The sequence below is a fragment of the Agrobacterium sp. 22094 genome (assembly GCF_052046015.1).
Lineage (GTDB): Bacteria > Pseudomonadota > Alphaproteobacteria > Rhizobiales > Rhizobiaceae > Agrobacterium > Agrobacterium cavarae.
This window is the reverse complement of the sequence record NZ_JBQEPX010000002.1, coordinates 379229-403237: the sequence shown is the minus strand read 5'-3', so window position 1 is coordinate 403237 and position 24009 is coordinate 379229. Positions and strand designations below refer to the sequence as shown.

General features: G+C 57.5%; 21 protein-coding genes. 8 read left to right on the top strand and 13 right to left on the bottom strand.

All coding sequences use genetic code 11. The features are described from left to right. Positions 1–9: 9 nt before the first annotated feature. Positions 10–750, bottom strand: a complete 741-nt coding sequence (locus ACTJK5_RS14300) for an MOSC domain-containing protein (protein ID WP_440612744.1) — start codon at positions 748–750, stop codon at positions 10–12. A gap of 52 nt (positions 751–802) precedes the next feature. Continuing rightward, positions 803–2482 (bottom strand): FAD/NAD(P)-binding protein, encoded by a 1680-nt coding sequence (locus ACTJK5_RS14295; RefSeq protein ID WP_440612743.1) that lies wholly within the window; start codon positions 2480–2482, stop codon positions 803–805. Between the two features lie 202 nt (positions 2483–2684). Between ACTJK5_RS14295 and ACTJK5_RS14290 the strand changes: the two genes are divergently transcribed. After that, positions 2685–2918: a DUF2171 domain-containing protein gene (locus ACTJK5_RS14290; RefSeq protein WP_062424162.1), complete on the top strand. Its 234-nt coding sequence runs from the start codon at positions 2685–2687 to the stop codon at positions 2916–2918. A 77-nt stretch (positions 2919–2995) separates the two neighbouring features. Here the strand turns inward: ACTJK5_RS14290 and ACTJK5_RS14285 are convergent, their stop codons facing one another. The 3 genes from ACTJK5_RS14285 to fba form a co-directional block, all read right to left on the bottom strand. After that, entirely contained in the window at positions 2996–4624 is a 1629-nt protein-coding gene (locus ACTJK5_RS14285) for an ABC-F family ATP-binding cassette domain-containing protein (protein WP_111847097.1), read from the bottom strand. A gap of 166 nt (positions 4625–4790) precedes the next feature. Further along, positions 4791–5450, bottom strand: a complete 660-nt coding sequence (locus ACTJK5_RS14280) for a peroxiredoxin (RefSeq protein WP_062424164.1) — start codon at positions 5448–5450, stop codon at positions 4791–4793. A gap of 185 nt (positions 5451–5635) precedes the next feature. After that, the gene (gene fba / locus ACTJK5_RS14275; RefSeq protein WP_062424165.1) at positions 5636–6700 is read right to left on the bottom strand and encodes a class II fructose-bisphosphate aldolase; all 1065 of its coding nucleotides are present in this window, start codon (positions 6698–6700) and stop codon (positions 5636–5638) included. Between the two features lie 413 nt (positions 6701–7113). Here fba and ACTJK5_RS14270 point away from each other — a divergent pair, with 413 nt between their 5' ends. The 4 genes from ACTJK5_RS14270 to ACTJK5_RS14255 all read left to right on the top strand — a co-directional run bounded on the left by ACTJK5_RS14270 (position 7114) and on the right by ACTJK5_RS14255 (position 11350). Beyond that, a complete protein-coding gene (locus ACTJK5_RS14270) occupies positions 7114–8115 on the top strand; it encodes an ABC transporter substrate-binding protein (RefSeq protein WP_062424166.1) in 1002 nt (333 codons plus the stop codon). Positions 8116–8267: 152 nt separating this feature from the next. Continuing rightward, positions 8268–9155, top strand: coding sequence for an ABC transporter permease (locus tag ACTJK5_RS14265; RefSeq protein WP_062441642.1), 888 nt, complete (start codon positions 8268–8270; stop codon positions 9153–9155). Beyond that, on the top strand, positions 9148–10236 hold the full coding sequence (locus tag ACTJK5_RS14260) for a quaternary amine ABC transporter ATP-binding protein (RefSeq protein ID WP_113260919.1): 1089 nt from the start codon (positions 9148–9150) through the stop codon (positions 10234–10236). Before ACTJK5_RS14265 ends, ACTJK5_RS14260 begins: the two co-directional genes overlap by 8 nt. Before the next feature lie 91 nt (positions 10237–10327). Then, complete coding sequence (locus tag ACTJK5_RS14255; protein ID WP_113260920.1) at positions 10328–11350, top strand: LLM class flavin-dependent oxidoreductase; 1023 nt, start codon at positions 10328–10330, stop codon at positions 11348–11350. Between the two features lie 133 nt (positions 11351–11483). Here ACTJK5_RS14255 and ACTJK5_RS14250 read toward each other — a convergent pair whose 3' ends face one another. The 8 genes from ACTJK5_RS14250 to ACTJK5_RS14215 all read right to left on the bottom strand — a co-directional run bounded on the left by ACTJK5_RS14250 (position 11484) and on the right by ACTJK5_RS14215 (position 19923). Then, entirely contained in the window at positions 11484–13205 is a 1722-nt protein-coding gene (locus ACTJK5_RS14250) for an ABC transporter substrate-binding protein (RefSeq protein ID WP_113175941.1), read from the bottom strand. Positions 13206–13285: 80 nt separating this feature from the next. Then, a complete protein-coding gene (locus tag ACTJK5_RS14245; RefSeq protein WP_062441633.1) occupies positions 13286–13567 on the bottom strand; it encodes a DUF2160 domain-containing protein in 282 nt (93 codons plus the stop codon). A gap of 14 nt (positions 13568–13581) precedes the next feature. Beyond that, positions 13582–14397, bottom strand: a complete 816-nt coding sequence (locus ACTJK5_RS14240; RefSeq protein WP_062424172.1) for a carbohydrate ABC transporter permease — start codon at positions 14395–14397, stop codon at positions 13582–13584. Between the two features lie 14 nt (positions 14398–14411). After that, positions 14412–15278: a carbohydrate ABC transporter permease gene (locus tag ACTJK5_RS14235; protein WP_427927935.1), complete on the bottom strand. Its 867-nt coding sequence runs from the start codon at positions 15276–15278 to the stop codon at positions 14412–14414. A 3-nt stretch (positions 15279–15281) separates the two neighbouring features. Further along, positions 15282–16352 carry an ABC transporter ATP-binding protein gene (locus tag ACTJK5_RS14230; protein ID WP_440612742.1) on the bottom strand — a complete coding sequence of 357 codons (1071 nt, stop codon included), beginning with the start codon at positions 16350–16352 and terminating at the stop codon, positions 15282–15284. Between the two features lie 12 nt (positions 16353–16364). Next, on the bottom strand, positions 16365–17447 hold the full coding sequence (locus ACTJK5_RS14225; protein WP_440612741.1) for an ABC transporter ATP-binding protein: 1083 nt from the start codon (positions 17445–17447) through the stop codon (positions 16365–16367). An 87-nt stretch (positions 17448–17534) separates the two neighbouring features. Further along, positions 17535–19043: a glycerol-3-phosphate dehydrogenase gene (glpD, locus tag ACTJK5_RS14220; RefSeq protein ID WP_440612740.1), complete on the bottom strand. Its 1509-nt coding sequence runs from the start codon at positions 19041–19043 to the stop codon at positions 17535–17537. A gap of 82 nt (positions 19044–19125) precedes the next feature. Further along, positions 19126–19923: a DeoR/GlpR family DNA-binding transcription regulator gene (locus ACTJK5_RS14215; protein ID WP_440612739.1), complete on the bottom strand. Its 798-nt coding sequence runs from the start codon at positions 19921–19923 to the stop codon at positions 19126–19128. A 379-nt stretch (positions 19924–20302) separates the two neighbouring features. Here ACTJK5_RS14215 and ACTJK5_RS14210 point away from each other — a divergent pair, with 379 nt between their 5' ends. Genes ACTJK5_RS14210 through ACTJK5_RS14200 form a run of 3 tightly spaced genes read left to right on the top strand, consistent with a single transcriptional unit; the run spans position 20303 to position 24008 of the window. Beyond that, complete coding sequence (locus ACTJK5_RS14210; RefSeq protein WP_111847107.1) at positions 20303–21901, top strand: peptide ABC transporter substrate-binding protein; 1599 nt, start codon at positions 20303–20305, stop codon at positions 21899–21901. A gap of 60 nt (positions 21902–21961) precedes the next feature. Continuing rightward, positions 21962–22885 carry an oligopeptide ABC transporter permease OppB gene (gene oppB, locus ACTJK5_RS14205; protein ID WP_062424177.1) on the top strand — a complete coding sequence of 308 codons (924 nt, stop codon included), beginning with the start codon at positions 21962–21964 and terminating at the stop codon, positions 22883–22885. Beyond that, on the top strand, positions 22878–24008 hold the full coding sequence (locus ACTJK5_RS14200; RefSeq protein WP_113272532.1) for an ABC transporter permease subunit: 1131 nt from the start codon (positions 22878–22880) through the stop codon (positions 24006–24008). The genes oppB and ACTJK5_RS14200 overlap by 8 nt, the downstream gene beginning before the upstream one ends. The last annotated feature ends 1 nt before the right edge of the window (position 24009 follow it).

Below are 24009 nucleotides of genomic sequence, written 5' to 3'. Positions count from 1 at the left end.
GGCCGGTCCTCAGCCTTCGATGAAAACGTCCGTTCCGGTGCGCAGAACCCCGCTCTCCACCACGTCGCAATAAACGCCAAGGCATCTGTGGTTCGTCCGCAGGATGGTTCTCAAGACATCCGGCTGCTCAGGCAGGTCCGGTTGCGGGATCAGTGTAACGCCGCAGCGCTTGGTCTTCTCAATGACGATGGCGCGGATGTTGCCGATATGCAAAATGGCACCGATCCAGTCGTCTTCGGGAAAGGCATCCGTTACCGATGCCTGGAGAAGGATCGACGGTCTGAAGCGCCTGCGATCCGCCTCGCCCGAGGTCAACCTGTTTCGGATCTGCTCAACGGAGGCCGATGAGAGTAGATGAAGCGGGCTTGCCTGATAGGCCCTGCCGATGACGGGGAGCCTCTGTTCGAGCTCCTCCGCCGCGTCAGCATATTTGCCGATGGAGACGCCGAAGCCGAAATGCGCAGACAGTCTTCTTGGAAGATGGTGATCGTCAATGGGCAGCTCATCGCCATCGGGAAACAGAAGCCAGGTTTTCCCCGCACTATCGATTCGGCTGGAGAGCATGAGAGCAGGGCGCCAGCGTGCGTCCTTTTCCGGTGTGGCGATGGCGCCGGTGCTGGTCTCGAAAAGTCCAAAGCACCGATCGCCGGCGATACCTCTCTCATGGAGGGTAACGGTTTCACATCTTTCGCCTCCAGTTGAACTGACGGGGTAACGCCAGATTTCCTGGATGTGGCCGACTTTATTCATGCTGCGAATTCCAACGGTTGATCAGAGTGCTTCCCTGTTACGGGAAGCGTCCTCAAGCCGTAAGACGCTCGTGCAGGTCAATTTTCGCCAAGTCCTTGATAATCGACCCTGCAACGACTTCTCCTATTTCAGCGGCACTAGTGATCCCCTGTATAAACGGATGTTTGTGCAGGAGATAGGGAATTGCAGCACAATAGAGCGCTGTCTGAAGTGCACCCCCGGAGATCACGCGATACTCCTCATCCACATCGATGCCACCAAGATGGGCAACTGCGCGCGCATTGTCATCCGAGAATACGCTGCGTTCCAGCACGGTTGGCGCCTCCCGCACCACCTCACCGCTGACAAGGCTGGGGAAGGGGATGTCCGTGGCGGAGTGCGCGCTCTGGCCCGTCGCATCGATGAAGGTGTCGAACTGGAGTGTCGTATCGTCCGTCGTCACCGTCGCGCCACGACGCCCGGGATCGGTTGCGATCTCATAATCGTTTCCGAGTTTCTGGATCGACAGCACGCCGGCATTGCGAAGCGCAAGGACACGCTCAATGGAGAGATGCGGGACAGTCGCATACTCATCAATGAAGATGCTCTTGAAGGACTTTCCGAACCGCTTGAAGTCCTCGAGATCCAGATGAGGCACGATTCTCGCAATGATCTCATGGGTGATCATGATCGCATTGCGCCACGGCACCGTGATCTCATTGGCCATATTGCTCTTGGCTTCGGCGAGATTGAGCGCTGCCCAGGCAAAGGGGTCAGTTCCAGAGCGATACGCATAATAGGCATCGGCAAAGGTGTCGACGTCGAGATCCGACAATCCGATCTGCATGGCATAGTCCGGATCGCGCAGCGAGAGTTCTTGACGGAAAAGCTCGAATGTCGCATCGAGAAGGCCGCCTGGTCCTTTGGCAATCAGCGCATCGACCGCTTCTTCGGTACAAATGCTTGGCGTCTCATAGGGAATGGGGAAATAGAAGTCGGCTTCCGGCAGCAGACCTTTTCGCGACATCAAGGTCGCGTGAAAATCACCGGCGTCGCTTGCAGCCTTATAGGTCAGCGCGCCCGCCTCGTCATAGAGGAAAGAGCCGTTCGACGTCGAGACTGTCATCAGGGCGTCGATGGCGCTCAGCGACGTTCCAAGAATGCCGAGCCGTCCGCCGCGAATGCTCTCCAGAGCTGTGGCTGGCCAAGGCGAGACGAAGTATCCGGGCTTCGTCTCGGTCGTTTCAGGCCAATCATGGCCGGTCGCCATGATCACATGACCAAAGGCGCTCCCCAACTGCTCGGCATGCTCCGTTTTCACCTGAATAGCGCCTGGACCGACGACAATGTCCGACACGCGATGGCCAGGCTTTACGGTGACCGCATGCCCTCTTTCCTCTGCCGCTGCGAGAAGGAAACGGAATTGCGTATGGAAATAGTCTCCCAGCACCACGCGGGGATAAAACTGGCGCTCATTGATCTCGCTTTTGACGATGCCGAAGCGCTGGAGATAAGCGTCCGGCTGCTGTTTCAGCCAGTCCGTCAAGATCTGGCCGATCAATGGAATTTCTATGCTCGGGATGTTGCACAGCATCACCGGGTCGTTGATGCCGGGAAGATAAGGGGTTCCCTTGCCTGCCTCGCTTTCGGCCTCGTAGATGGTGATGTCGAGAGGCGTGGCGGATTCAATCAGGTTCTTCAGCGTGTAGATGCCGGTCGGACCCGATCCGATGATGCAGATTCTGTTTTTCACGTGGATCCCGCCCAGTCCGGATGATGATGGTGACCACATTAAAGGCTAGGATCGGAATGTTGTTCCATCGTCTCTTAAAGCGTCCGCTAACGGACGGTCAGTCTGGGTCTTTTTAACAGATTGAGTGATTTTTTTGTCGGAACGAAACGGCGGCGGGCTCATTTCCTTCGCATCCGAAACGATAAAACAGGAGGAAATACCAATGGTATCTGCAGACAATATTCGCGAGCATATGGAAGTCAAAGCCGCTGATGGCAGCCATGTTGGCACCGTCGACCATCTCGAAGGCCAGAGCCGCATCAAGCTCACCAAGAACGATGCCGATGACGGCAAGCATCACCTCATCCCGCTTGACTGGGTCGACCACGTCGATTCCCATGTTCATCTCAGCAAGTCCGCATCGGACGTGCGCCAGAACTGGGAAACACTCAACTAATCGAGTGACCTTCCTTCACGAAAAATGCGGCCTTCCAGCCGCATTTTTTTTGCTCATTTGTCTTGCTACGAGCGCCATCAGGCGGCGCGTTCCAGACCCGGCGCTTCCATGCCTGTCCGCTCGACATATTCGGTGTAGCCACCATCATATTGATGGATGCCATCCGGCGTCAGTTCGAGAACGCGGTTGGAGAGGGCGCCCAAGAAATGGCGGTCGTGCGATACGAAGAGCATGGTGCCTTCATATTCCGAAAGCGCCTTGATCAGCATTTCCTTGGTGTCGAGATCCAGATGGTTGGTCGGCTCGTCGAGGACGAGGAAGTTCGGCGGATCGAACAGCATCGCGGCCATCACCAGGCGCGCTTTCTCGCCGCCCGAAAGAACGCGGCACTTTTTCTCCACATCGTCACCGGTAAAGCCGAAACAGCCGCTCAGTGCACGAAGGGGCGCCTGTCCCGCTTTCGGGAAGCGTTGTTCCAGCCATTGCAGGATGGTGGCATCACCATCCAGAAGATCCATGGAATGCTGAGCGAAATATCCGAGCTTCACGCTCGCACCGATCGTGACGACGCCTGCATCCGGCTCGGCGCTGCCCGTTACCAGTTTCAAGAGCGTCGATTTGCCAGCGCCGTTGACACCCATCAGGCACCAGCGTTCCTTGCGACGGATCATGAAATCCAGGCCGTCATAAATGGTGCGGCTGCCATAGGCCTTCTTGACCTTTTTCAGCGACACGACGTCTTCCCCCGAGCGAGGGGCAGGAAGGAATTCGAAGGCCACTGACTGGCGACGACGCGGCGGCTCGACACGTTCGATCTTGTCGAGCTTCTTCACCCGACTCTGGACCTGGGCGGCGTGCGATGCGCGCGCCTTGAAGCGTTCGATGAACTTCAGTTCCTTCGCAAGCATCGCCTGCTGGCGCTCGAATTGCGCCTGCTGCTGCTTCTCGTTCTGCGCCCGCTGCTGTTCGTAAAAGCCATAGTCGCCGGAATAGGTGGTCAGCGAACCGCCATCGATCTCGATGATCTTGTTGACGATGCGGTTCATGAACTCCCGGTCGTGAGAGGTCATCAACAAAGCGCCGTCATAGGTCTTCAGGAAGTTTTCCAGCCAGATCAGGCTTTCGATATCAAGATGGTTGCTCGGTTCGTCGAGAAGCATCACGTCCGGACGCATCAAGAGAATGCGGGCGAGCGCCACGCGCATCTTCCAGCCGCCCGAAAGCTTGCCCACATCGCCGTCCATCATTTCCTGGCTGAAGCTGAGGCCCGCCAAGACTTCGCGTGCACGGCCTTCAAGCGAATAGCCATCAAGCTCCTCATATCGGGCCTGGACCTCGCCGTAACGTTCGATGATCTCGTCCATCTGGTCAAGTTGATCGGGATCGACCATGCGGGCCTCAAGCTCGCGAAGTTCAGCGGCAATGACGCTGACGGGGCCGGCGCCTTCCATGGCTTCGGCAACCGCGCTGCGACCGGCCATCTCTCCGACATCCTGATTGAAATAGCCGATGGTGATGTTCTTCTCGGCGGCGACCTGACCTTCATCGGGCAGTTCCTCGCCGGTGATCATGCGGAAAAGCGTGGTCTTGCCAGCGCCGTTCGGTCCCACCAGACCGACCTTTTCGCCGCGGTTGAGCGCCGCGGACGCCTCGATATAGAGAATGCGATGGCTGGCGGATTTGCTGATATTTTCAATGCGGATCATGGGGAGCGGACCAAACTGTCAAAACGTTGCGCCCCTATGCCACGGCCTGCCTGCGGTGTCATCCGTTGAATGCTCGGGGTGGCCAAGAACAATGCCGAAGCCGCTTTCAAATGGAAAAAGCGGCCGCTTATGGCCGCTTTTTCCTCTTCTCGCCTTGGGAGGCTGGTTATGCCTGGGGCTGCTTGGTCTTGCGCAGATAGGGCAGCACGGTATCAAACGACCCGAAACGCTTCACCGCATCTTCATTCGAAACGGCAGCGGTGATGATCACATCGTCGCCCTGCTTCCAGTTGGCAGGCGTTGCCACCTGATGCTTCGCCGTCAACTGGATGGAGTCGATCGTGCGCAGGATTTCATCGAAGTTGCGGCCGGTCGTCATCGGGTAGGTCAAGATCAGCTTGATCTTCTTGTCCGGGCCGATGACGTAGACGGAGCGCACGGTGGCGTTATCAGCCGGTGTGCGGCCTTCGGAGCTGCTGCCTGCGTCTTCCGGCAACATGTCGTAAAGCTTGGCGACCTTCAGTTCCTTGTCGCCGATCAGTGGATACTCGACATTGAAGCCAGTTGCGGTCTTGATGTCCTGCTTCCACTGCGCGTGGCTTTCGACCGGATCGACGGAAATGCCGATAACCTTGACGTTGCGCTTCTTGAATTCCCCATCAAGCCCGGCCATCGCGCCGAGTTCGGTGGTGCAGACAGGAGTGAAGTTCTTTGGGTGAGAGAAGAGTACCGCCCAGCTATCGCCGATCCAGTCGTGAAAGCTGATCTGGCCCTGGGTCGTGTCCGCCGTAAAATCCGGTGCGGTCTGGTTGATGCGCAATGTCATTGTCTGCTCCCATTCACATGTTGACGGAATAGTGCCGTGAAACCCACTGCATGTCGCCGCAGATTTGTGCTTGCTGCAAAGGTTCAAAGAAAAATGAGTCTGAATTTTGTATGAGGGCGCAAAGTTTATCCTACAAATGATCGATGGCCGAACCAGATGTTCGGCCATCGATAGGATGTGCGCTCTTAGGAAATGACCGGATCGAGCGAACCGGAGGCGTAACGCTTTGCCATGTCGCGCAGCGGGATCGGCGTGATCTTGGATGCCTGACCAGCGGTGTTGAACAGCTCGAAACGCTCCTTGCAGAGCTTGGTCATGGCTTCGCGCGCAGGCTTCAGATACTTGCGCAGATCAAATTCAGCAGGCTCTTCGACAAGAACCTTGCGGATTTGACCGGTAATCGCCATACGGCAATCGGTGTCGATGTTGATCTTGCGAACGCCGTTCTTGATGCCGCGCTGGATTTCCTCGATCGGAACGCCGAAGGTCGGCTTGATCGCGCCGCCATAGGCATTGATGATGTCCTGCAGATCCTGCGGAACCGTCGAGGAACCGTGCATCACAAGGTGCGTGTTCGGCAGCTTGCGGTGGATTTCTTCGATGACGTTCATGGCCAGAACGCTGCCGTCCGGCTTGCGTGTGAATTTGTAGGCGCCGTGGCTGGTGCCCATGGCAACGGCCAGCGCGTCAACCTTTGTCTCGCGAACGAATTTCACCGCTTCATCCGGGTCGGTCAAAAGCTGGTCGTGCGAGAGAACGCCTTCGGCACCATGGCCGTCTTCGGCTTCGCCCATGCCGGTTTCGAGAGAGCCGAGAACGCCGAGTTCACCTTCGACCGAGATGCCGCCATAATGGGCCATGTTCGTGACCTGGCGCGTCACATCGACATTGTAATCCCAGTCGCCCGGCGTCTTGCCGTCAGCCTTCAGCGATCCGTCCATCATCACCGAGGTGAAGCCAGCCTGGATGGCCGTCATACAGTTTGCAGGCTCGTTGCCATGGTCGAGGTGAACACAGACGGGGATGTCCGGATAGATTTCCACCACAGCGTCCATCATGTGCTTAAGCATGATGTCATGCGCATAAGCACGGGCGCCACGCGAGGCCTGCATGATGACGGGCGAGTTGGTTGCGCTGGCGGCATCCATGATGGCCAGTGCCTGTTCCATATTGTTGATGTTGAAGGCGGGCACGCCATAATCGTGTTCAGCTGCGTGATCGAGCAGTTGGCGGAGCGTAATTCGAGCCAAGGTTTCTCCCCTTAATTGAGGTCGCCGTCGATTGCGGGGACCATTTGAACCGAGTGTGTGACCGATTTTTCATCACGGAAAACACTCTTGTCTTGAAGGACATAACTCGCCAAGCACTTTTTAACGGCACGAGTTTTTCAAACGATTTGGATCGAATCTTTTTTTGAAATGGCCATTTAAACCGGTACCGCGACCGTCATTTTCAACTTAAACGAGAATCGAATCGGTTCTTTCAATAAGCGGATTCAAAAGAAATTAACCTGTCGTAGTTGAGCGAAAACCCGTCGCTTTTTGCGCAGGCTGTCGGCGGTCTTCACGCCATCATCCACCCAAGCTTGCAAAAGACAAGAAATGAGCCTGGTGCCAGCGGCGCACTTGCGCTTTCATAGATGCCGCCAACAAAGGGAACAGATATGAAGAAACTTCTTGCATCGACCTGTCTTGTATTTGGACTGCTGGGTGGCGCCGTCGCCGCCAACGCTGCCGAATGCGGTAGCCCCACCATTGCCAGCATGAACTGGCAAAGTGCCGAAGTGCTCTCCAACATCGACAAGATCATCTTGAACGAAGGCTATGGCTGCACCGCCGAGATCACGGTTGGCGACACCGTTCCGACCATTACCTCTATGGCTGAAAAGGGCCAGCCGGATATCGCGCCGGAAGCCTGGGTGGATCTGCTTCCAGATGTCGTCAAGCGCGGCGTCGATGAAGGCAAGCTGGTCGTTGCGGCCAAGGCGCTCAAGGATGGCGGCGTTCAGAGCTGGTGGATCCCGAAATATTTCGCGGACGCGCATCCTGAAATCAAGACCTTCGCAGACGTCTTCAAGAACCCGAAGCTGTTCCCCGATCCTGAAGATCCGAGCAAGGGTGCTGTTGTCAACGGTCCGCAGGGCTGGGGTGGCACGGTCGTAACCGCGCAGCTCTTCAAGGCCTATGGCGGTGAAAAGGCTGGCTTCACTCTGGTCGACAGCGGTTCAGCCGCCGGTCTCGATGGCTCGATTGCAAAGGCTTATGAGCGCAAGCAGCCATGGGTTGGCTATTATTGGGCGCCGACCGCTATCCTCGGAAAGTACGAGATGGTGAAGCTGGCTCAGGACGTGCCGAACGATCCCGCAGAATGGAAACGCTGCAACACGGTTGCCGATTGCCCGGATCCCAAGCCGAACGCTTGGCCGGTTGACCAGGTCGTGACGCTCGTTGCCAAGCCCTTCTCCGAAAAGGCGGGCCCTGATGTTATGGCCTATCTCAACAAGCGTTCCTGGGACAACGCCACCGTCAACAAGCTGATGGCGTGGATGACCGACAACCAGGCAACCGGTGAAGACGGTGCCAAGCACTTCCTCAAGGAAAATGCCGACGTCTGGACGACGTGGGTATCGCCAGAAGCAGCCGAGAAGATCAAAGCGTCTCTCTAAATACTCCCCCGCGCCACGTCGTTCTTTTTTCAGGAACGCTTGGCACGCGAAACGACATGCGGCGCCCATCTGCCGCATGTCAACGCCGTGGGTGACGATACGTCACTGTTCGACCGTTCCCCCTGTCGGGGCAACGCTCACAGGGGATGACTATGGATTGGTTTTACACATTTCCGCATATGAATGATGAGGCTCTTCGGAACCTCAAGAAGGTGATCGACGACGGCTTCCGCGGCTTTACCCGGGAATGGGGCGGCACGATCGAAACGTTCTTTTCGCCGCTTCAGCATTTCCTGATTTCGGCCGAACGCTTCATGACACAGACACCGTGGCCGATCATCATCCTGATCATCATGGCAATCGCCTGGTTTGCCAGCCGCAGCATCAAGATCGTTTTCGGCTGTCTGATCACACTCCTCCTCATCGGTTACTTCGACATGTGGACCGATACGATGCGAACGATCTCGATGATCTTCGTCTGTACGGTGCTGTCCATTGCCATCGGCCTTCCACTGGGCATTGCCATGTCGCGGTCCGATCGCTTTCAGCGGATCGTCAATCCCGTGCTGGACGTGATGCAGACGATGCCGAGCTTCGTCTATCTGATCCCGGTTGTCATGCTGCTCGGCATCGGCAAGGTGCCAGGCCTGATCGCCGTCGTTATCTACGCCATCCCGCCAATGATCCGCCTGACCGATCTCGGTATTCGCCTCGTCGACAAGGATGTGCTGGAAGCGGCGGATGCCTTCGGTTCCTCCGGCTGGCAGAAGCTCTTCAAGGTGCAGCTACCGCTCGCCTTGCCGACAATCATGGCCGGTATCAACCAGACGATCATGATGGCACTTGCCATGGTGGTGGTCGCATCCATGATCGGCGTGCAGGGGCTGGGTCAGCCGGTGCTCAAGGCCATCGCCAACCAGTACTTCACGCTCGGCATCTTCAACGGTCTTGCCATTGTCGGCATCGCCATCATCTTCGACCGGATCAGCCAGGCCTATGGCAAGCGGCTCCAGAAGCACCAGGAGGTCGCCCATGGCTGATGGTTTCGGCGGTATTGAAATCCGCAATCTCTACAAGATTTTCGGTTCCAACCCTGCGTCCCATGTGGAGGCCGTGCGCAACGGTCTGACGAAGCAAGAGTTGAACGAGAAGTATGGCCATGTGCTCGGGCTTCGCGATATCAACATCACCATTCCGTCCGGCTGCATTCAGGTCATCATGGGCCTGTCCGGTTCCGGCAAATCCACGCTGATCCGCCACATCAACCGGCTGATCGATCCGACCGCCGGTGAGGTGCTGGTGGATGGCGTGGATGTGGTGAAGATGTCTCCGACGGAGCTTCGCGAGTTCCGTCGTCATCAGACGGCCATGGTGTTTCAGAAGTTCGCGCTTCTGCCGCATCGCAACGTGCTGGACAACACGATCTACGGTCTCGAGGTTCAGGGTGTTGCCCGCGAAAAGAGCATCGATATTGCCATGCGGTGGCTGGAGCGCGTCGGCCTGAAGGGTTTCGAACAGCGTTACCCGAACCAGCTATCTGGCGGCATGCAGCAGCGCGTGGGCCTTGCGCGTGCGCTTTCCAACGACGCGCCGGTGCTTTTGATGGATGAAGCCTATTCCGCGCTCGATCCGCTGATCCGCACGGACATGCAGACGGTGCTTCTCGATATTCAAAGCGAAATCAAGAAGACCATCGTCTTCATTACCCATGACCTGGATGAGGCGCTTCGTCTCGGCGACCAGATTGCAATCCTTCGCGATGGCGAAGTCATTCAACAGGGAACGAGCCAGGATATCGTCTTGCGCCCTGCGGACGCTTACATCGAAAGCTTCGTCAAGGAAGTGAACCGCGGCCGGGTTGTCCATGTGGAAGCCATCATGACGCCGGTTCGCAGTGGCGTTGTTGCGGATGCTCCGCCGATCCCCGCCGGCACCAGCATCGAAGATGCCATGCGACTGCTTTCTACGAGCGGACATGAAGTTGCTACGGTGGTGGGCAAGAAGGCAGAGCCGCTCGGCATGATCACCTTCCGTCAGCTGGCAGGTGCCATGGTCAATGCGCCGGGCTCCGGACCAGCGGAAACCTCTCACGGAGATCATGTCGTGCGTGCACAGGCCTGAACGCACTGTTCACCAATCGCTTCGGTACATCCTGCTGGCGGCGCACTATATGTGGGACAACCACATCAATTAAGCCAGCAGGTTTGACCTCATGAAGAAGATCGGTTTTCTGTCCTTCGGCCATTGGAGCCCTGGATCCCATTCACAAGCGCGTTCCGCCAAGGACGTTTTGCAACAATCCATCGAACTCTCCGTCGCCGCCGAGGAAATCGGCGTTGATGGCGCGTATTTCCGCGTGCATCACTTTGCACGTCAGCTTGCTTCGCCCTTTCCATTGCTTGCCGCGGTCGGTGCGCGCACCAAGTCGATCGAGATCGGCACGGCCGTCATCGATATGCGCTACGAGAACCCGCTCTACATGGCGGAAGATGCCGGCTCTGCCGATCTGATTTCGAACGGACGCCTGCAATTGGGCTTGAGCCGCGGATCGCCGGAACAGGTGATCGACGGCTGGCGCTACTTTGGTCATCGCCCCGCCGAAGGCGAGAGCGATGCCGATATGGGTCGACGCAACGCAGAGATCCTGTTGGAGGTCCTGAAAGGCCAGGGCTTTGCCGAGCCCAATCCGCAGCCAATGTTCCCCAACCCTCCCGGTCTCTTGCGACTGGAACCCCATTCGGAAGGCTTGCGCGAGCGCCTTTGGTGGGGTGCCGGCTCCAACGCCACGGCCCGATGGGCGGCACAGCTCGGCATGAACCTGCAAAGCTCCACCTTGAAGGACGACGAAACGGGTGAACCCTTCCACGTCCAGCAGGCGGCGCAGATCCGAGCCTATCGCGAGGCATGGAAAGAGGCCGGTCACGAACGGACGCCCCGCGTATCGGTCAGCCGCAGCATCTTCGCGCTGGTGGATGATCGCGACCGCGCCTATTTCGGTCGCGGTTCGAAGGAAAGCGATAGCATCGGCTACCTCGACGCCAATACGCGCGCCATCTTCGGCCGGTCCTATGCCGCCGAACCGGATGTGCTGGTCAAGGAACTGGCGAAGGATGAAGCGGTTGCGGAAGCCGATACGCTGTTGCTGACCATTCCGAACCAACTTGGCGTCGACTACAACGTCCATGCGCTAGAGGCGATCTTGAAATATGTAGCGCCGGAACTCGGCTGGCGCTGACTTCAGGGGGCTCTAACTCTTTGAGTTTTTGCGTAGCGCTTACCGAGAACAGATTTCCGTTTTCGATAAGTGGCAGTCATAAAAAAGCCGGAGCGAATGTCGCCCCGGCTTTCTTTTTATCGGACAAGCAGGCTTACTTCTGCCAGCTCTTCACCAGTTCGTCGTAGTTGACGGTTACCGGCTTTTCCTTCTCGTTCTCGACCTTCAGCTGCGGTGCCAAGTTGCCCTTGGCGACGGCATCCTTGTGCCAGTATTCGAGATCGTGCTCTTCCGCCAGCTTCGGGCCCTTGTCGCCCTGAACGCCTGCACGTTCCAGGCGCTGCATGACCTTTTCCTGTTCGGCGCAAAGCGAGTCCATGGCTTCCTGCGCGGTCTTCGCACCGGAAGAAGCGTCACCGACGGCCTGCCACCACAGCTGAGCCAGCTTCGGATAGTCAGGAACGTTGGTGCCGGTCGGCGACCACTGAACGCGAGCAGGCGAACGGTAGAATTCGATCAGACCGCCAAGATCCTTGGCGCGCTTGGTGAAGCTCTCGTGGTTGATGGTCGATTCACGGATGAGGGTAAGACCCACATGCGCCTTCTTCACGTCCACCGTCTTGGAGGTGACGAACTGCGCATAGAGCCAGGCGGCCTTTGCGCGGTCGGTCGGAGTGGACTTCATCAGCGTCCAGGAACCCACGTCCTGATAGCCGAGCTTCATGCCGTCTTTCCAGTACACACCATGAGGGGAGGGGGCCATACGCCACTTTGGCGTGCCATCCTCGTTGACGACCGGCAGACCCTTCTTGACGGCATCTGCGGTAAAGGCGGTGTACCAGAAGATCTGCTGCGCCACTTCGCCCTGCGCCGGCACGGGACCGGATTCGGAGAAGTTCATGCCCTGCGCTGCGGGAGGAGCGTATGCCTTCAGCCAGTCAAGGTATTTCTGAATGGCGTAAACAGACGCAGGACCATTGGTGTCGCCGCCACGCGCTACGCAGGAGCCGACCGGCTGGGACTTTTCGTTGACCTTGATGCCCCATTCGTCGACCGGCAGACCGTTTGGCAGTCCCTTGTCGCCGTTGCCAGCCATGGAGAGCCAGGCATCGGTGAAGCGCCAGCCTAGCGACGGGTCCTTTTTGCCGTAGTCCATATGGCCGTAGACCTTCTTGCCGTCGATTTCGCGACCGGTGAAGAACGCGGCGATATCCTCGTAGGCAGACCAGTTGACCGGAACGCCGAGGTCATAGCCGTACTTCGCCTTGAAGTCGGCCTTGTTCTTGGCATCGTTGAACCAGTCGTAGCGGAACCAGTAGAGGTTCGCGAACTGCTGATCAGGCAGCTGGTAAAGCTTGCCGTCGGGAGCAGTGGTGAACTTGGTGCCGATGAAGTCGGGGAGGTCGAGACCTGGATTGGTCACGTCCTTGCCTTCGCCCGCCATCCAGTCTGTCAGGTTGCGAACCTGCTGGTAGCGCCAGTGCGTGCCGATGAGGTCGCTGTCGTTGACGAAGGCATCATAGATGTTTTCGCCCGACTGCATCTGCGTCTGTAGCTTTTCAACGACGTCACCTTCGCCGATCAGGTCATGGGTGATCTTGATGCCGGTAATGTCCGAGAAGGCCTTGGCCAGTACCTTGGACTCATATTCGTGCGTCGTCAGCGTTTCGGAAACGACCTTGATGTCCATGCCTGCAAAGGGCTTTGCAGCGTCGATGAACCATTGCATTTCCTTTTCCTGGTCCGCACGGGAAAGGGACGAAAGGTCGCCGACTTCCTTGTCGAGAAAGGCTTTGGCTTCATTCATGCCGGCGTGAGCCACGCCGGTGATTGCCAGCAGCGCTGCTGCTGTAGTGGTAAGAAGATGCATTCGCATAAGAGGTCCTCCCAAGGTTTTGCGATTGCGTCATGTGTAGAACTGCCGGGCCGTCCTCCGCCCCGGTATGTTGTCGGCATCTATACGAAGCGGAACACGCCGATCGCATAGACAACCGAAAGAGCGAGCGCCCACCAAAGGCCTGTGCCGACGAAGCCGAGCCAGGCGAGGTTGATGAAGGCGGAGCCGAGCAGCGAGACGAAGAGCCTATCCCCCCGTGTCGTCTCGAAGCGGAGAATGCCAACGCGCGGATTGCCGCCGGGCGAAAAATACTCCCACACCGCCATGCCGATCATCAGGGTCAGGATCGTCAGGAAAAACAGTGCCGTCGGTAACGTCCACGCCATCCAGGAAAAATTCATTTCTGTTCTCCTTCTCAGACGCGACCGAGGGCGAAGCCCTTGGCGATGTAGTTGCGGACGAAGTAGATGACGAGCGCGCCGGGAATGATGGTCAACACGCCGGCTGCAGCCAGAACGCCCCAGTCCATCCCCGATGCGGAAACCGTGCGCGTCATGGTCGCGGCAATCGGCTTTGCTGCTGTCGTCGTGAGTGTTCTGGCGAGCAGTAGCTCGACCCATGAGAACATGAAGCAGAAGAAGGCCGCGACACCGATGCCACTTGCGATCAGGGGCATGAAGATCTTCACGAAAAAGCGCGGGAAGGAGTATCCATCAATATAGGCGGTCTCGTCGATTTCCTTTGGAACGCCGGACATGAAGCCTTCCAGAATCCACACGGCCAGCGGCACGTTGAACAGGCAGTGGGCAATCGCCACGGCAATATGCGTATCGATCAGGCCGAATGCCGAATAGAGCTGGAAGAAGGGCAGGGCGAAGACGGCGGGTGGAGCCATTCGGTTTGTGAGCAGCCAGAAGAACAGATGCTTATCGCCAAGGAAGCGATATCGAGAGAAGGCATAGGCCGCTGGAAGCGCCGCCGCGACCGAGATGACGGTGTTCAGCGCCACGTAGATGATCGAGTTGATATAGCCATTATACCAGGCCGGATCGGTAAAGATGATCGTGTAATTGCGCAGCGTCGGGTTTTGCGGCCAAAGCGAGAAGGCGCCGAGGATTTCGGCGTTCTCCTTGAAGCTCATATTCACCAGCCAGTAGATCGGCAGCAGCAAGAAGATGATGTAGATCGTCGGGATCAAGAAGGAGAAGCGGCTCATGGTTGAATTGCTCATATCGATCTCCTTTCTCACGCATCCGCGTCGCTGTTGGTCATGACGGTGTAGAAGATCCAGGACAGCGCCAGGATGATCAGGAAGTAGATGATCGACATGGCCGCTGCCGGACCAAGGTCGAACTGACCGATGGCCATCTTCACGAGATCGATGGAGAGGAAGGTCGTGGAATTGCCAGGGCCGCCGCCGGTGACGACAAAGGGCTCGGTATAGATCATGAAACTGTCCATGAAGCGTAGCAGCACGGCAATCAGCAACACGCGTTTCATCTTAGGCAGTTGAATGAAGCGGAAAACGGACCACCGCGAGGCCCCGTCGATGCGAGCCGCTTGATAATAGGCGTCCGGTATGGAGACGAGGCCGGCATAGCAGAGCAGCACGACGAGGCTTGTCCAGTGCCACACATCCATGATGATGACGGTCGCCCAGGCGTCCACCGGGTCCTGCGTGTAGTTGTAATCGATGCCGAGCATAGAGAGGTAATGGCCGAGGAAGCCGATATCGACCCGGCCGAAAACCTGCCAGATGGTACCGACGACATTCCAAGGGATCAGAAGCGGTAGCGCCATCAGAACGAGGCAGACGGGAACGCCAAGCCCCGTCTTCGGCATGTTCAGTGCGATCAGAATGCCAAGCGGAATTTCGATCGCCAGAATGACGAGCGAGAAGATCAGGTTGCGGATCAGCGCGTCCCAAAAGCGTGGCGAGTGCAGCATTTGCACAAACCAGTCAGTGCCTGCCCAGAAGAACTCATTGTTGCCGAACGTATCCTGCACAGAATAATTCACGACCGTCATCAGCGGGATGACCGCCGAAAAAGCGACGAGCACCAGAACCGGAATGACGAGGAACCAAGCCTTGTTGTTGACTGTCTTGTCCATCGCTCAGGCTCCTGTTCCCACGCGCCAGCTATCGGCATAGATGCCGATGGCTCTCGGATCGAAGGTCACGCGCGGGTCTGCGGGGATTTCACCGTCCTCTGGTACTACGATCGTCAGCGGCTGGCCGGCAAAGCTGGAGCGCACCACCTTTTGACGACCGAGGTCCTCGACCTTGGTGATCGAGACCGGCATGCCGTCGCGGCCAAGCGAGATGAATTCAGGCCTGATGCCAAGTTCCGTCTTGGCACCTGCATTGATGTTTGGAGCGGAAGACAGTGCAATTGTCTGGTCACCAATCTTAGCCTGCGCGCCGGTCAGAGAAACAGGCAGCACATTCATGCCGGGCGAGCCGATGAAGTAACCGACGAAGGTGTGGCTTGGGCGCTCAAACAATTCAGCTGGCGTACCGATCTGGACGATCTGGCCGTCATACATGACGACGACCTTGTCGGCGAAGGTCAATGCTTCGGTCTGATCGTGCGTGACATAGACCATGGTGAAGCCGAACTGGCGGTGCAGGCGTTTCAACTGCGAGCGAAGCACCCATTTCATATGGGGATCAATGACGGTCAGCGGTTCATCGAAGAGAATGGCGTTGACGTCGTTGCGCACAAGACCGCGACCGAGCGAGATCTTCTGTTTCTGGTCTGCGGTCAGGCGGCGCGCGCGGCGCGTAGCCATGGCGCCGAGATCGATCATCTCCAGGATTTCGTTGACGCGGCGATCGACGTCGGGCTCGGAAACACCGCGGTTTCGCAACGGAAAAGCAAGATTGTCGTAAACGGTCATCGTGTCGTAGATAACCGGAAACTGGAACACCTGGGCGATGTTGCGCTGTTCGGTCGGCAAATTCGTCACATCCTTGCCATTGAACAGAATGCGGCCGTCGGACGGATGGATGAGGCCGGAAATGATATTGAGCAGGGTGGTCTTGCCGCAGCCGGAGGGGCCGAGCAGCGCATAGGCGCCGCCATCGCTCCAGTCGTGGTGCACCTCCTTCAAAGCGTAATCGTTGGCCGCTTTTGCTTTGGCGTTATATGCGTGGCGGATATGGTCGAGACTGATACGTGCCATGTCTCTATCTCCTCACGCGGCAGCGAGCTTTGGGGTTGCAAGGGAGCGGCCATTCATGTCGAAGGCCATGAGATGGCGGGTGTCGAGATAGATGTCGATCTGGCGGTCCGGCTCTATGTCGAGAATGCCACGGGTCAGCATGACCCAGCGATGGCCGGCAAAGTCGAGATGGATGAAACTTTCAGAGCCGGCAATTTCCGAGACCAGCGTTTTTGCCTGAAGCTTGGCCGCAGCAGCATTGGTTGGGCCAGGATAAAGGTGATGCGGATGAAACGCCGCTGTTATCGGGCCGTCGGGAATGCCGGCAAGGTGAGCCGGAACGGCGAAAGCCGGTTGGCCGTTTTGTAGAAACGAACCGCCTGATTTGGCCAGTTCGACGATGTTCAATGGCGGATCGGCAAAGGTTCTGGCAGAGACAAGATCGACCGGATTGCGATACATGTCGATGGTCGGACCGTATTGGGTGATCTGACCTTGGTTCATCGTCGCAGTGTTGCCGCCCAGAAGAAGTGCCTCCGAGGGCTCCGTCGTCGCATAGACGAAAATCGCGCCGGAGGAGGCGAAGATCTTTGGCAGTTCCTCACGCAGTTCTTCACGCAGCTTGTAATCGAGGTTGGCAAGCGGCTCATCCAGGAGAACGAGGCTGGCATTCTTGACGATGGCGCGCGCAAGTGCGGTGCGCTGCTGCTGGCCGCCGGAGAGATTGAGCGGCGTCCGCTCCAGATAGGGCGTCAATTTCAACAGGTCGGCCGCTTTTCGAACCTCGCGGTCGATCGTCGCATTATCCTTTTTTGCAATCCGCATCGGGGAGGCGATGTTTTCGTAAACGGAAAGCGAGGGATAATTGATGAATTGCTGGTAGACCATGGCAACGCTGCGATCCTGCACGCGTTTGCCGGTGACGTCGGTGCCATCAAAGACCAGCGAGCCCTCGGTCGGTTTGTCGAGGCCTGCCATCAGTCGCATCAGCGACGTCTTGCCGGACAAGGTTGGTCCAAGCAGGACATTCAGCGTGCCCCGCTTGAGTGTCAGATTGGTGGGGTAGATGTGATAATCCCCGCCCACCATCTTCGCGATGTTGCGCAATTCAAGCATTCTGTCCCGCGGCCTCCTCCACCAGCAAGATGTCTGCAATCAATACGTCTTATGCAGCGCCGTTACGGCGCGTCCAAATCAGTCGTCTCAGGCAGCCTTTGTCGTCATGTAATCGCTGAGCGCTGCAGCTTCCTCCCGGGAAAAATGCAGGCCCTGCTTCGTTCTACGCCAGAGCACGTCCTCGCTGGTTCTGGCCCATTCCTGTTCCATCAGCCAGGTAACTTCGCGCTCGTAAAGATCCCCGCCGAAATGCCTGCCCAGTGCCTCCACACCGGTCGCATCTCCCAGGAAGATGGCAGCTTTCGTTCCGTAAAGGCGGACCAGCCGACGGGCATGGCGATCCGAAAGAAAGCCGTAGCGGGCCTTCAGTTTCGCCACTTCCGCATCATAACCAGTCGGTGCAAAATCGCCGCCGGGCAACGAACTCTTCGCGGTCCAGGGCGAACCCTTGGTGCCGATCGCTTCGTTGATCTTTTCCAGCGCATGTTCGGCCAGACGGCGATAGGTGGTAAGCTTGCCACCGAAAACGTTGAGCAATGGTGGCTCGCCGGTGTTCTGTTCAAGCTTCAACACGTAATCGCGCGTGGCTTCCTGGGCCTTGGATGCACCGTCATCATAGAGCGGGCGAACGGCGGAATAGGTCCAGACGATATCGTCTTTCGTCACGGGCTCGGCGAAATACTCGCTGGCTGCCTTGCAGAGATAATCCGTTTCCTCTTCGCTGATCCGCACCTGCGATGGGTCGCCGTCATAGTCCCGGTCGGTGGTGCCAATCAGCGTAAAGTCCGTTTCGTAGGGAATGGCGAAGATGATGCGGTTATCGGGGTTCTGGAAGAAATAGGCGCGCGGATCGTTGAACTTCTTCTTCACGACGATGTGGCTGCCTTGAACGAGGCGCACATTATGGACCTGGTTCTTGCCCGCCGCGTTGGACAATACCTGATCCACCCAGGGACCGGCCGCATTGACCAGCATCCGCGCCTGCACGGTTTTCACGTAGCCGCTCTCGATGTCCTGCACGTCGATGGTCCAAAGACCATTCTCCCGGCGAACGGAGATGACTTTCGAGCGGTTCATGATGTCGGCGCCGCGGTCTGCCGCGTCACGCGCGTTCAGCACCACGAGGCGGGCATCATCCACCCATCCATCGGAGTATTCGAAGGCCTTGGTGAAGAGCGGCTTCAATGGCTTGCCGGCTGGGTCACGCCGCATGTCTAGTGACTTGGTGGCAGGCAGTAATTTGCGGCCGCCAAGGTGGTCGTAGAGGAAAAGACCAAGCCGGATCAGCCAGGCGGGACGAATGCCACCCTTGTGGAAGGGCAGAACAAAGCGCATCGGCCAGATGATGTGGGGCGCCATGGCCCACAGAACTTCGCGTTCCATCAAGGCTTCGCGCACGAGACGGAACTCGTAATGCTCCAGATAGCGCAGCCCGCCATGGATCAGCTTGGTGGCACCAGAGGACGTGCCGGAGGCAAAGTCCTTCATCTCAGCCAGCGTCACGGAATAGCCTCGACCGGCCGCATCGCGCGCAATGCCGCAGCCATTGATGCCGCCGCCGACGACGAAGATGTCGCGAACCGCCTCTTGAGCCACCTGTCCCTACTCCCTGTTGTTGCGCGTGCAAGCCGAACGATTTTTTTGTTGAAGGGAAAATAAAAGGAACTCAAAGCGAATGTCAAACGAAACTATCGTCTATAGTATCTGTATTCGCGGGAGCTGTTTCGATCAGCTGGACGCCTGCTTCTCTGCAGATGTCTCGTATCGACTCCGATGGGCAATGGTCTGTAATAAAGGTCTGAACCTGCGAGAGATGGCCGATCCTCACCGGTGCTGTGCGCTCGAATTTGCTGGAGTCACTGGCGAGAATCACGTGACGCGCGTTGGCGATGATTGCCTGGGCCACTTTCACCTCGCGAAAATCGTAATCGAGCAAGGCGCCGTCCGGATCGATGGCCGAGACGCCGATCACCGCATAATCCACCTTGAACTGACGAATAAAATCGACTGCCGCCTCGCCGACAATGCCACCATCGGTGCCGCGCACCACGCCACCGGCTATGATGACTTCAATGGAGGGGAAGATCCGCAGCCGGTTTGCGACGTTGATATTGTTGGTAATGACCATCAGTTCGTGGTGATCGAGAAGCGCGTCGCCGACCGCCTCAGTCGTGGTGCCGATATTGATGAAGAGGGAGGACTTGTTGGGAATAATGCTCGCTGCTGCCTTGCCTATGGCCTGCTTCTCGCTCGCTGCAATCGAACGTCGCGCCTCGTAGCGCATATTTTCGGTGCCGTTGGGGAAAATCGCGCCACCATGAATGCGGTTCAGCGTCCGGTTTTCGCACAGTTCGTTCAAGTCCTTGCGGATCGTCTGCGGGGTGACGGAAAAGCGTGCAGCGAGGTCTTCGACGAGCACGCGTCCTTCGGATTTTGCAAGCTCTATGATCTCAGTTTGACGCGCGCTGAAAAACATCGGATGGCCCCCTAAAGCCTTTTCGTTTTGTTTCAGTTTAGCCAAAAACGAAAGCTGCTCAAGCGTCCTTCACTCTCTATCTCCATCAGCCCTCAGCGTAGGGATTCTCCTGAGGGATCGGCCACCTTCAGCTTCGTGGTCAGCTTTTTCCACAGCTGGACACGAAATTCAGCGTAAATTTGTCAGTCAGCTAGACGGATTGCGGCGTGACGTATCCCGATATTTTTTCAGCATATTTTGCATCTGCCGCATTGTTGCGCAGTCACGGTTGTGCCTGTTCAAGGGGCAGGTTTGAAGTGGCTGAAAATATTGGGGGTTGCGCGTCAAGCCAATATGCCCTTGTTTTAGGCCTCTCAAACTGTCTGGGAGCATTAAAAAAATGATTTCGTTTAAAACGACAACGCGGGCCGCACTTCTTCTTGGCTCACTTCTGATTGGCGCCAGTTCCGCTCTTGCTGAAACCGTTCTGCATCGCGGTAATCCAGGGGAACCCCAAACTCTCGATCAGGCACAGACCTCGATCAATATCGAAGCCTTCATCCTGAAGGACCTCTATGAAGGTCTGACGATTTATGACTCCGCCGGCAAGATTGTGCCCGGCACGGCCGAAAGCTGGAAGCTGTCGGATGACGGCACCGTCTATACATTCAAGCTGCGCGACAATGCGAAGTGGTCGGATGGCTCTCCAGTTACCGCAGAGGACTTCGTGTTCTCCTACCAGCGCGTTCAGGACCCGAAGACGGCTGCCAAATACGCCAATATTCTCTATCCCATCAAGAATGCCGAAAAGATCAACAAGGGCGAGTTGCCGCTCGATCAGCTTGGCGTGAAGGCGGTGGACGACAAGACGCTCGAAATCACGCTTGAGCGCCCGACCCCCTTCTTCCTCGAACTGCTCGCGCACCAGACGGCACTGCCCGTCTCCAAGGCAAGCTTCGACAAGAACGGCAAGGATTTCGTCAAGCCGGGCGTCATGGTCTCGAACGGCGCCTATACGCTGCAGTCGCATGTTCCCAATGACAGCCTGACTGTGGTGAAGAACCCGAACTTCTGGGACGCTGCCAATACCAAAATCGACAAGGTGATCTTCTACCCGATCGACGACCAGGCAGCCTCGGTTCGTCGCTTCGAGGCGAAGGAAATGGATCTCGCCTACAACTTCTCGGCCGATCAGCTCGATCGCCTGCGCAAGGCCTATGGCGAGCAGGTCCATGTGTCGCCTACACTTGCAACCTACTACTACACTTTCGATACGCGCGAAGCGCCCTATAGCGACGTTCGCGTTCGCCGTGCGCTCTCCATGGCTGTCGACCGCGACTTCCTGGCCAAGGAAATCTATAGCGGATCGCAGGTTCCGGCCTATTCCATGGTGCCACCCGGCATGGACTCCTACGGCGAGCCAGCCAAGGCCGATTTCGCAACCCTGTCCCAGCTCGATCGTGAAGATGAAGCCGTCAAGCTGATGAAGGAAGCCGGTTACGGTGAGGGAGGCAAGCCGCTCTCCATCGAAATCCGCTACAACACCAACCCGAACCACGAGCGCGTGGCAACCGCCATCGCCGATATGTGGAAGAATACGTTCGGCGCCAATGTGTCGCTGGTGAACCTCGACGTGGCGTCGCACTATGGCTACCTGCAGGAAGGCGGCAAGTACAATGTCGCGCGTGCCGGCTGGGTCGCCGATTACGCAGACGCGGAAAACTTCCTGGCGCTCTCCATCTCCTCCAACAAGACCTTCAACTACGCGAAGTTCAACAACGCGGAATACGACGCGTTGATGAAGAAGTCTTACGAGGAGAAGGATCCGGCTGCCCGCTCCAAGCTGCTGCATGAGGCTGAAACGATCCTGATGAAGGAACAGCCGGTGGCACCGCTTCTGACCCAGGCCGATCTCTGGCTCGTATCGGATCGCGTCAAGGGTTGGCACGACAACGCTGCCAATGAACACTTGAGCCGCTTTCTGAGCGTTTCCGAATAAGCAGCGCTGGCACGGCGGCTGAATAAGCCCGCCGTGCCATGCCCCGGAGCCTGAAAAGCCATGATTTCATTTGTTCTGCGCCGTCTGGCGAGCGCGGTGCCGACGCTGTTTATCGTCGTCACCATTTCCTTTTTCCTGATGCGTTTTGCACCGGGCGGTCCGTTCAACCTTGAACGGCCCCTGCCGCCACAAACGATGGAAAACCTGATGAGAACCTATCATCTGGATGAACCATTGTGGCGTCAGTATCTGATTTATCTGCGCAATGCAGTGACAGGCGATTTTGGTCCGAGCTATATTTACAAGGATAACACCGTCGCGCAGCTGATCGGCAAAGGCCTGCCTTACTCGCTGGAGCTTGGCTGCTATGCGCTGCTTCTGGCTGTGATCGGTGGCGTCATTGCCGGTACCTTCGCGGCCCTTCGGCAAAACAGCGCCTTCGATTTCTCCATCATGTCGATTTCGACGGTGGGTGTGACGGTGCCGAACTTCGTCGTCGCACCTGTGCTCACACTTGTCTTTGCTGTGTTCCTCGGCCTTCTGCCAGCCGGCAGCTGGGGCGACGGATCGCTGCGTTATCTCATCCTGCCAATGATTGCGCTTGCTTTGCCGCAGCTTGCGGTGATCGCGCGTCTGACGCGTGGTGCGATGATCGAAGCTCTGCGCATGGACCATATTCGCACCGCCAAGGCCTATGGCCTTCCAGCAAGAAGCGTGGTCGTCTTCCATGCCATGCGCGCTGCCATGCTGCCGGTCGTCTCCTATCTGGCACCTTGCGCTGCAGCGCTCTTGACCGGTTCTGCGGTGATCGAAACGATCTTCACCATTCCAGGTGTCGGTCGCTACTTCGTTCTCGGCGCCATCAATCGCGATTACACGCTGGTCATGGGAACCGTCGTTCTCGTCGCCATCTTCGTCATCCTCTTCAATCTCGTGGTCGATATTCTCTACGGCCTTCTCGATCCGAGGGTCCGACATGACTGATATTTCGACCAATCTTCCACCCCAAGCCGAGGTGCAGAGCCGAAGCCTGTTCCAGCTGGCAGCGATGCGCTTCCGCCGCAATAAGGCGGCGATGGCGGGCTCCGTCATGCTGGTGCTGATCACGCTCTTCTCCTTCATCGGTCCGCATTTCCTCACCCACACCTATGACCAGGTGTTCTCCTCCTACGTTTCCGTGCCACCGAGCCTTGAGCCGCGTCCGGATGTGAACAATCTGCAGGAGGTGATGGAAGGCGTTGCAGGCCGTGCCCGTGTCGATCTGAAGGAATTTGCCGTCAGCGGCCAGACCTTCACGGCAACAGTGACCTCCAGCAGCGCCATCGATCCGCGCACGACACGCTATTTCGACCGTGCCAACGAGTTCGAAAACACCAAGGTCGTGGCAACGGAAGACGAGGGACGGACACTGAAGCTGGAGGGCGAGGTGAACCGAGAGTACTTCTTCTTCGGCACCGATACCAACGGACGTGACATGCTGGCCCGTGTCATGCTGGGCGGGCAGATCTCGATCGCGGTCGGGGTTCTGGCAAGCCTCGTGTCGCTCGGCATCGGCGTGGTCTATGGCGCAACGGCCGGCTATATCGGCGGACGCGTCGACAATGTGATGATGCGCTTTGTCGAAATCCTCTACTCGCTGCCCTTCGTCTTTCTCGTCGTCGTCCTCGTGGTGTTCTTCGGCCGAAGCTTCATCCTGATCTTTCTGGTGATCGGGGCGGTGGAGTGGCTGGACATGGCACGTATCGTCCGAGGCCAGACGCTTGCGCTCAAACGAAGGGAATTCGTCGGGGCGGCGCAGGCTTTGGGTTTGAGCGACTGGCAGATCATCCGCCGCCACATCATCCCCAATACCATTGGCCCGGTCGTCGTCTTCGTGACCGTGGTGGTGCCGAAGGTCATTCTTCTGGAAAGCTTCCTTTCCTTCCTCGGCCTTGGCGTGCAGGCGCCGTTGACGAGTTGGGGGGCGCTGATTTCGGAAGGCGCCAACAACATGCAGTCGGCACCCTGGCTGTTGATCTTCCCGGCTCTGTTCTTCGTGCTGACCCTGTTCTCCCTCAACTTCGTGGGCGACGGGTTGCGTGACGCACTTGATCCAAAGGATCGCTGAC

Bases quoted from the DNA above. Each gene is read 5' to 3' on its own strand.
- ACTJK5_RS14200 (WP_113272532.1), top strand. From the start codon at position 22,878: ATGACTGATATTTCGACCAATCTTCCACCCCAAGCCGAGGTGCAGAGC.
- ACTJK5_RS14240 (WP_062424172.1), bottom strand. From the start codon at position 14,397: ATGAGCAATTCAACCATGAGCCGCTTCTCCTTCTTGATCCCGACGATC.
- ACTJK5_RS14270 (WP_062424166.1), top strand. From the start codon at position 7,114: ATGAAGAAACTTCTTGCATCGACCTGTCTTGTATTTGGACTGCTGGGT.
- ACTJK5_RS14215 (WP_440612739.1), bottom strand. From the start codon at position 19,923: ATGTTTTTCAGCGCGCGTCAAACTGAGATCATAGAGCTTGCAAAATCC.
- ACTJK5_RS14210 (WP_111847107.1), top strand. From the start codon at position 20,303: ATGATTTCGTTTAAAACGACAACGCGGGCCGCACTTCTTCTTGGCTCA.
- ACTJK5_RS14230 (WP_440612742.1), bottom strand. From the start codon at position 16,352: ATGGCACGTATCAGTCTCGACCATATCCGCCACGCATATAACGCCAAA.
- ACTJK5_RS14280 (WP_062424164.1), bottom strand. From the start codon at position 5,450: ATGACATTGCGCATCAACCAGACCGCACCGGATTTTACGGCGGACACG.
- ACTJK5_RS14300 (WP_440612744.1), bottom strand. From the start codon at position 750: ATGAATAAAGTCGGCCACATCCAGGAAATCTGGCGTTACCCCGTCAGT.
- ACTJK5_RS14265 (WP_062441642.1), top strand. From the start codon at position 8,268: ATGGATTGGTTTTACACATTTCCGCATATGAATGATGAGGCTCTTCGG.
- oppB (WP_062424177.1), top strand. From the start codon at position 21,962: ATGATTTCATTTGTTCTGCGCCGTCTGGCGAGCGCGGTGCCGACGCTG.
- ACTJK5_RS14290 (WP_062424162.1), top strand. From the start codon at position 2,685: ATGGTATCTGCAGACAATATTCGCGAGCATATGGAAGTCAAAGCCGCT.
- ACTJK5_RS14225 (WP_440612741.1), bottom strand. From the start codon at position 17,447: ATGCTTGAATTGCGCAACATCGCGAAGATGGTGGGCGGGGATTATCAC.
- ACTJK5_RS14245 (WP_062441633.1), bottom strand. From the start codon at position 13,567: ATGAATTTTTCCTGGATGGCGTGGACGTTACCGACGGCACTGTTTTTC.
- ACTJK5_RS14255 (WP_113260920.1), top strand. From the start codon at position 10,328: ATGAAGAAGATCGGTTTTCTGTCCTTCGGCCATTGGAGCCCTGGATCC.
- ACTJK5_RS14250 (WP_113175941.1), bottom strand. From the start codon at position 13,205: ATGCGAATGCATCTTCTTACCACTACAGCAGCAGCGCTGCTGGCAATC.
- ACTJK5_RS14235 (WP_427927935.1), bottom strand. From the start codon at position 15,278: ATGGACAAGACAGTCAACAACAAGGCTTGGTTCCTCGTCATTCCGGTT.
- ACTJK5_RS14285 (WP_111847097.1), bottom strand. From the start codon at position 4,624: ATGATCCGCATTGAAAATATCAGCAAATCCGCCAGCCATCGCATTCTC.
- ACTJK5_RS14260 (WP_113260919.1), top strand. From the start codon at position 9,148: ATGGCTGATGGTTTCGGCGGTATTGAAATCCGCAATCTCTACAAGATT.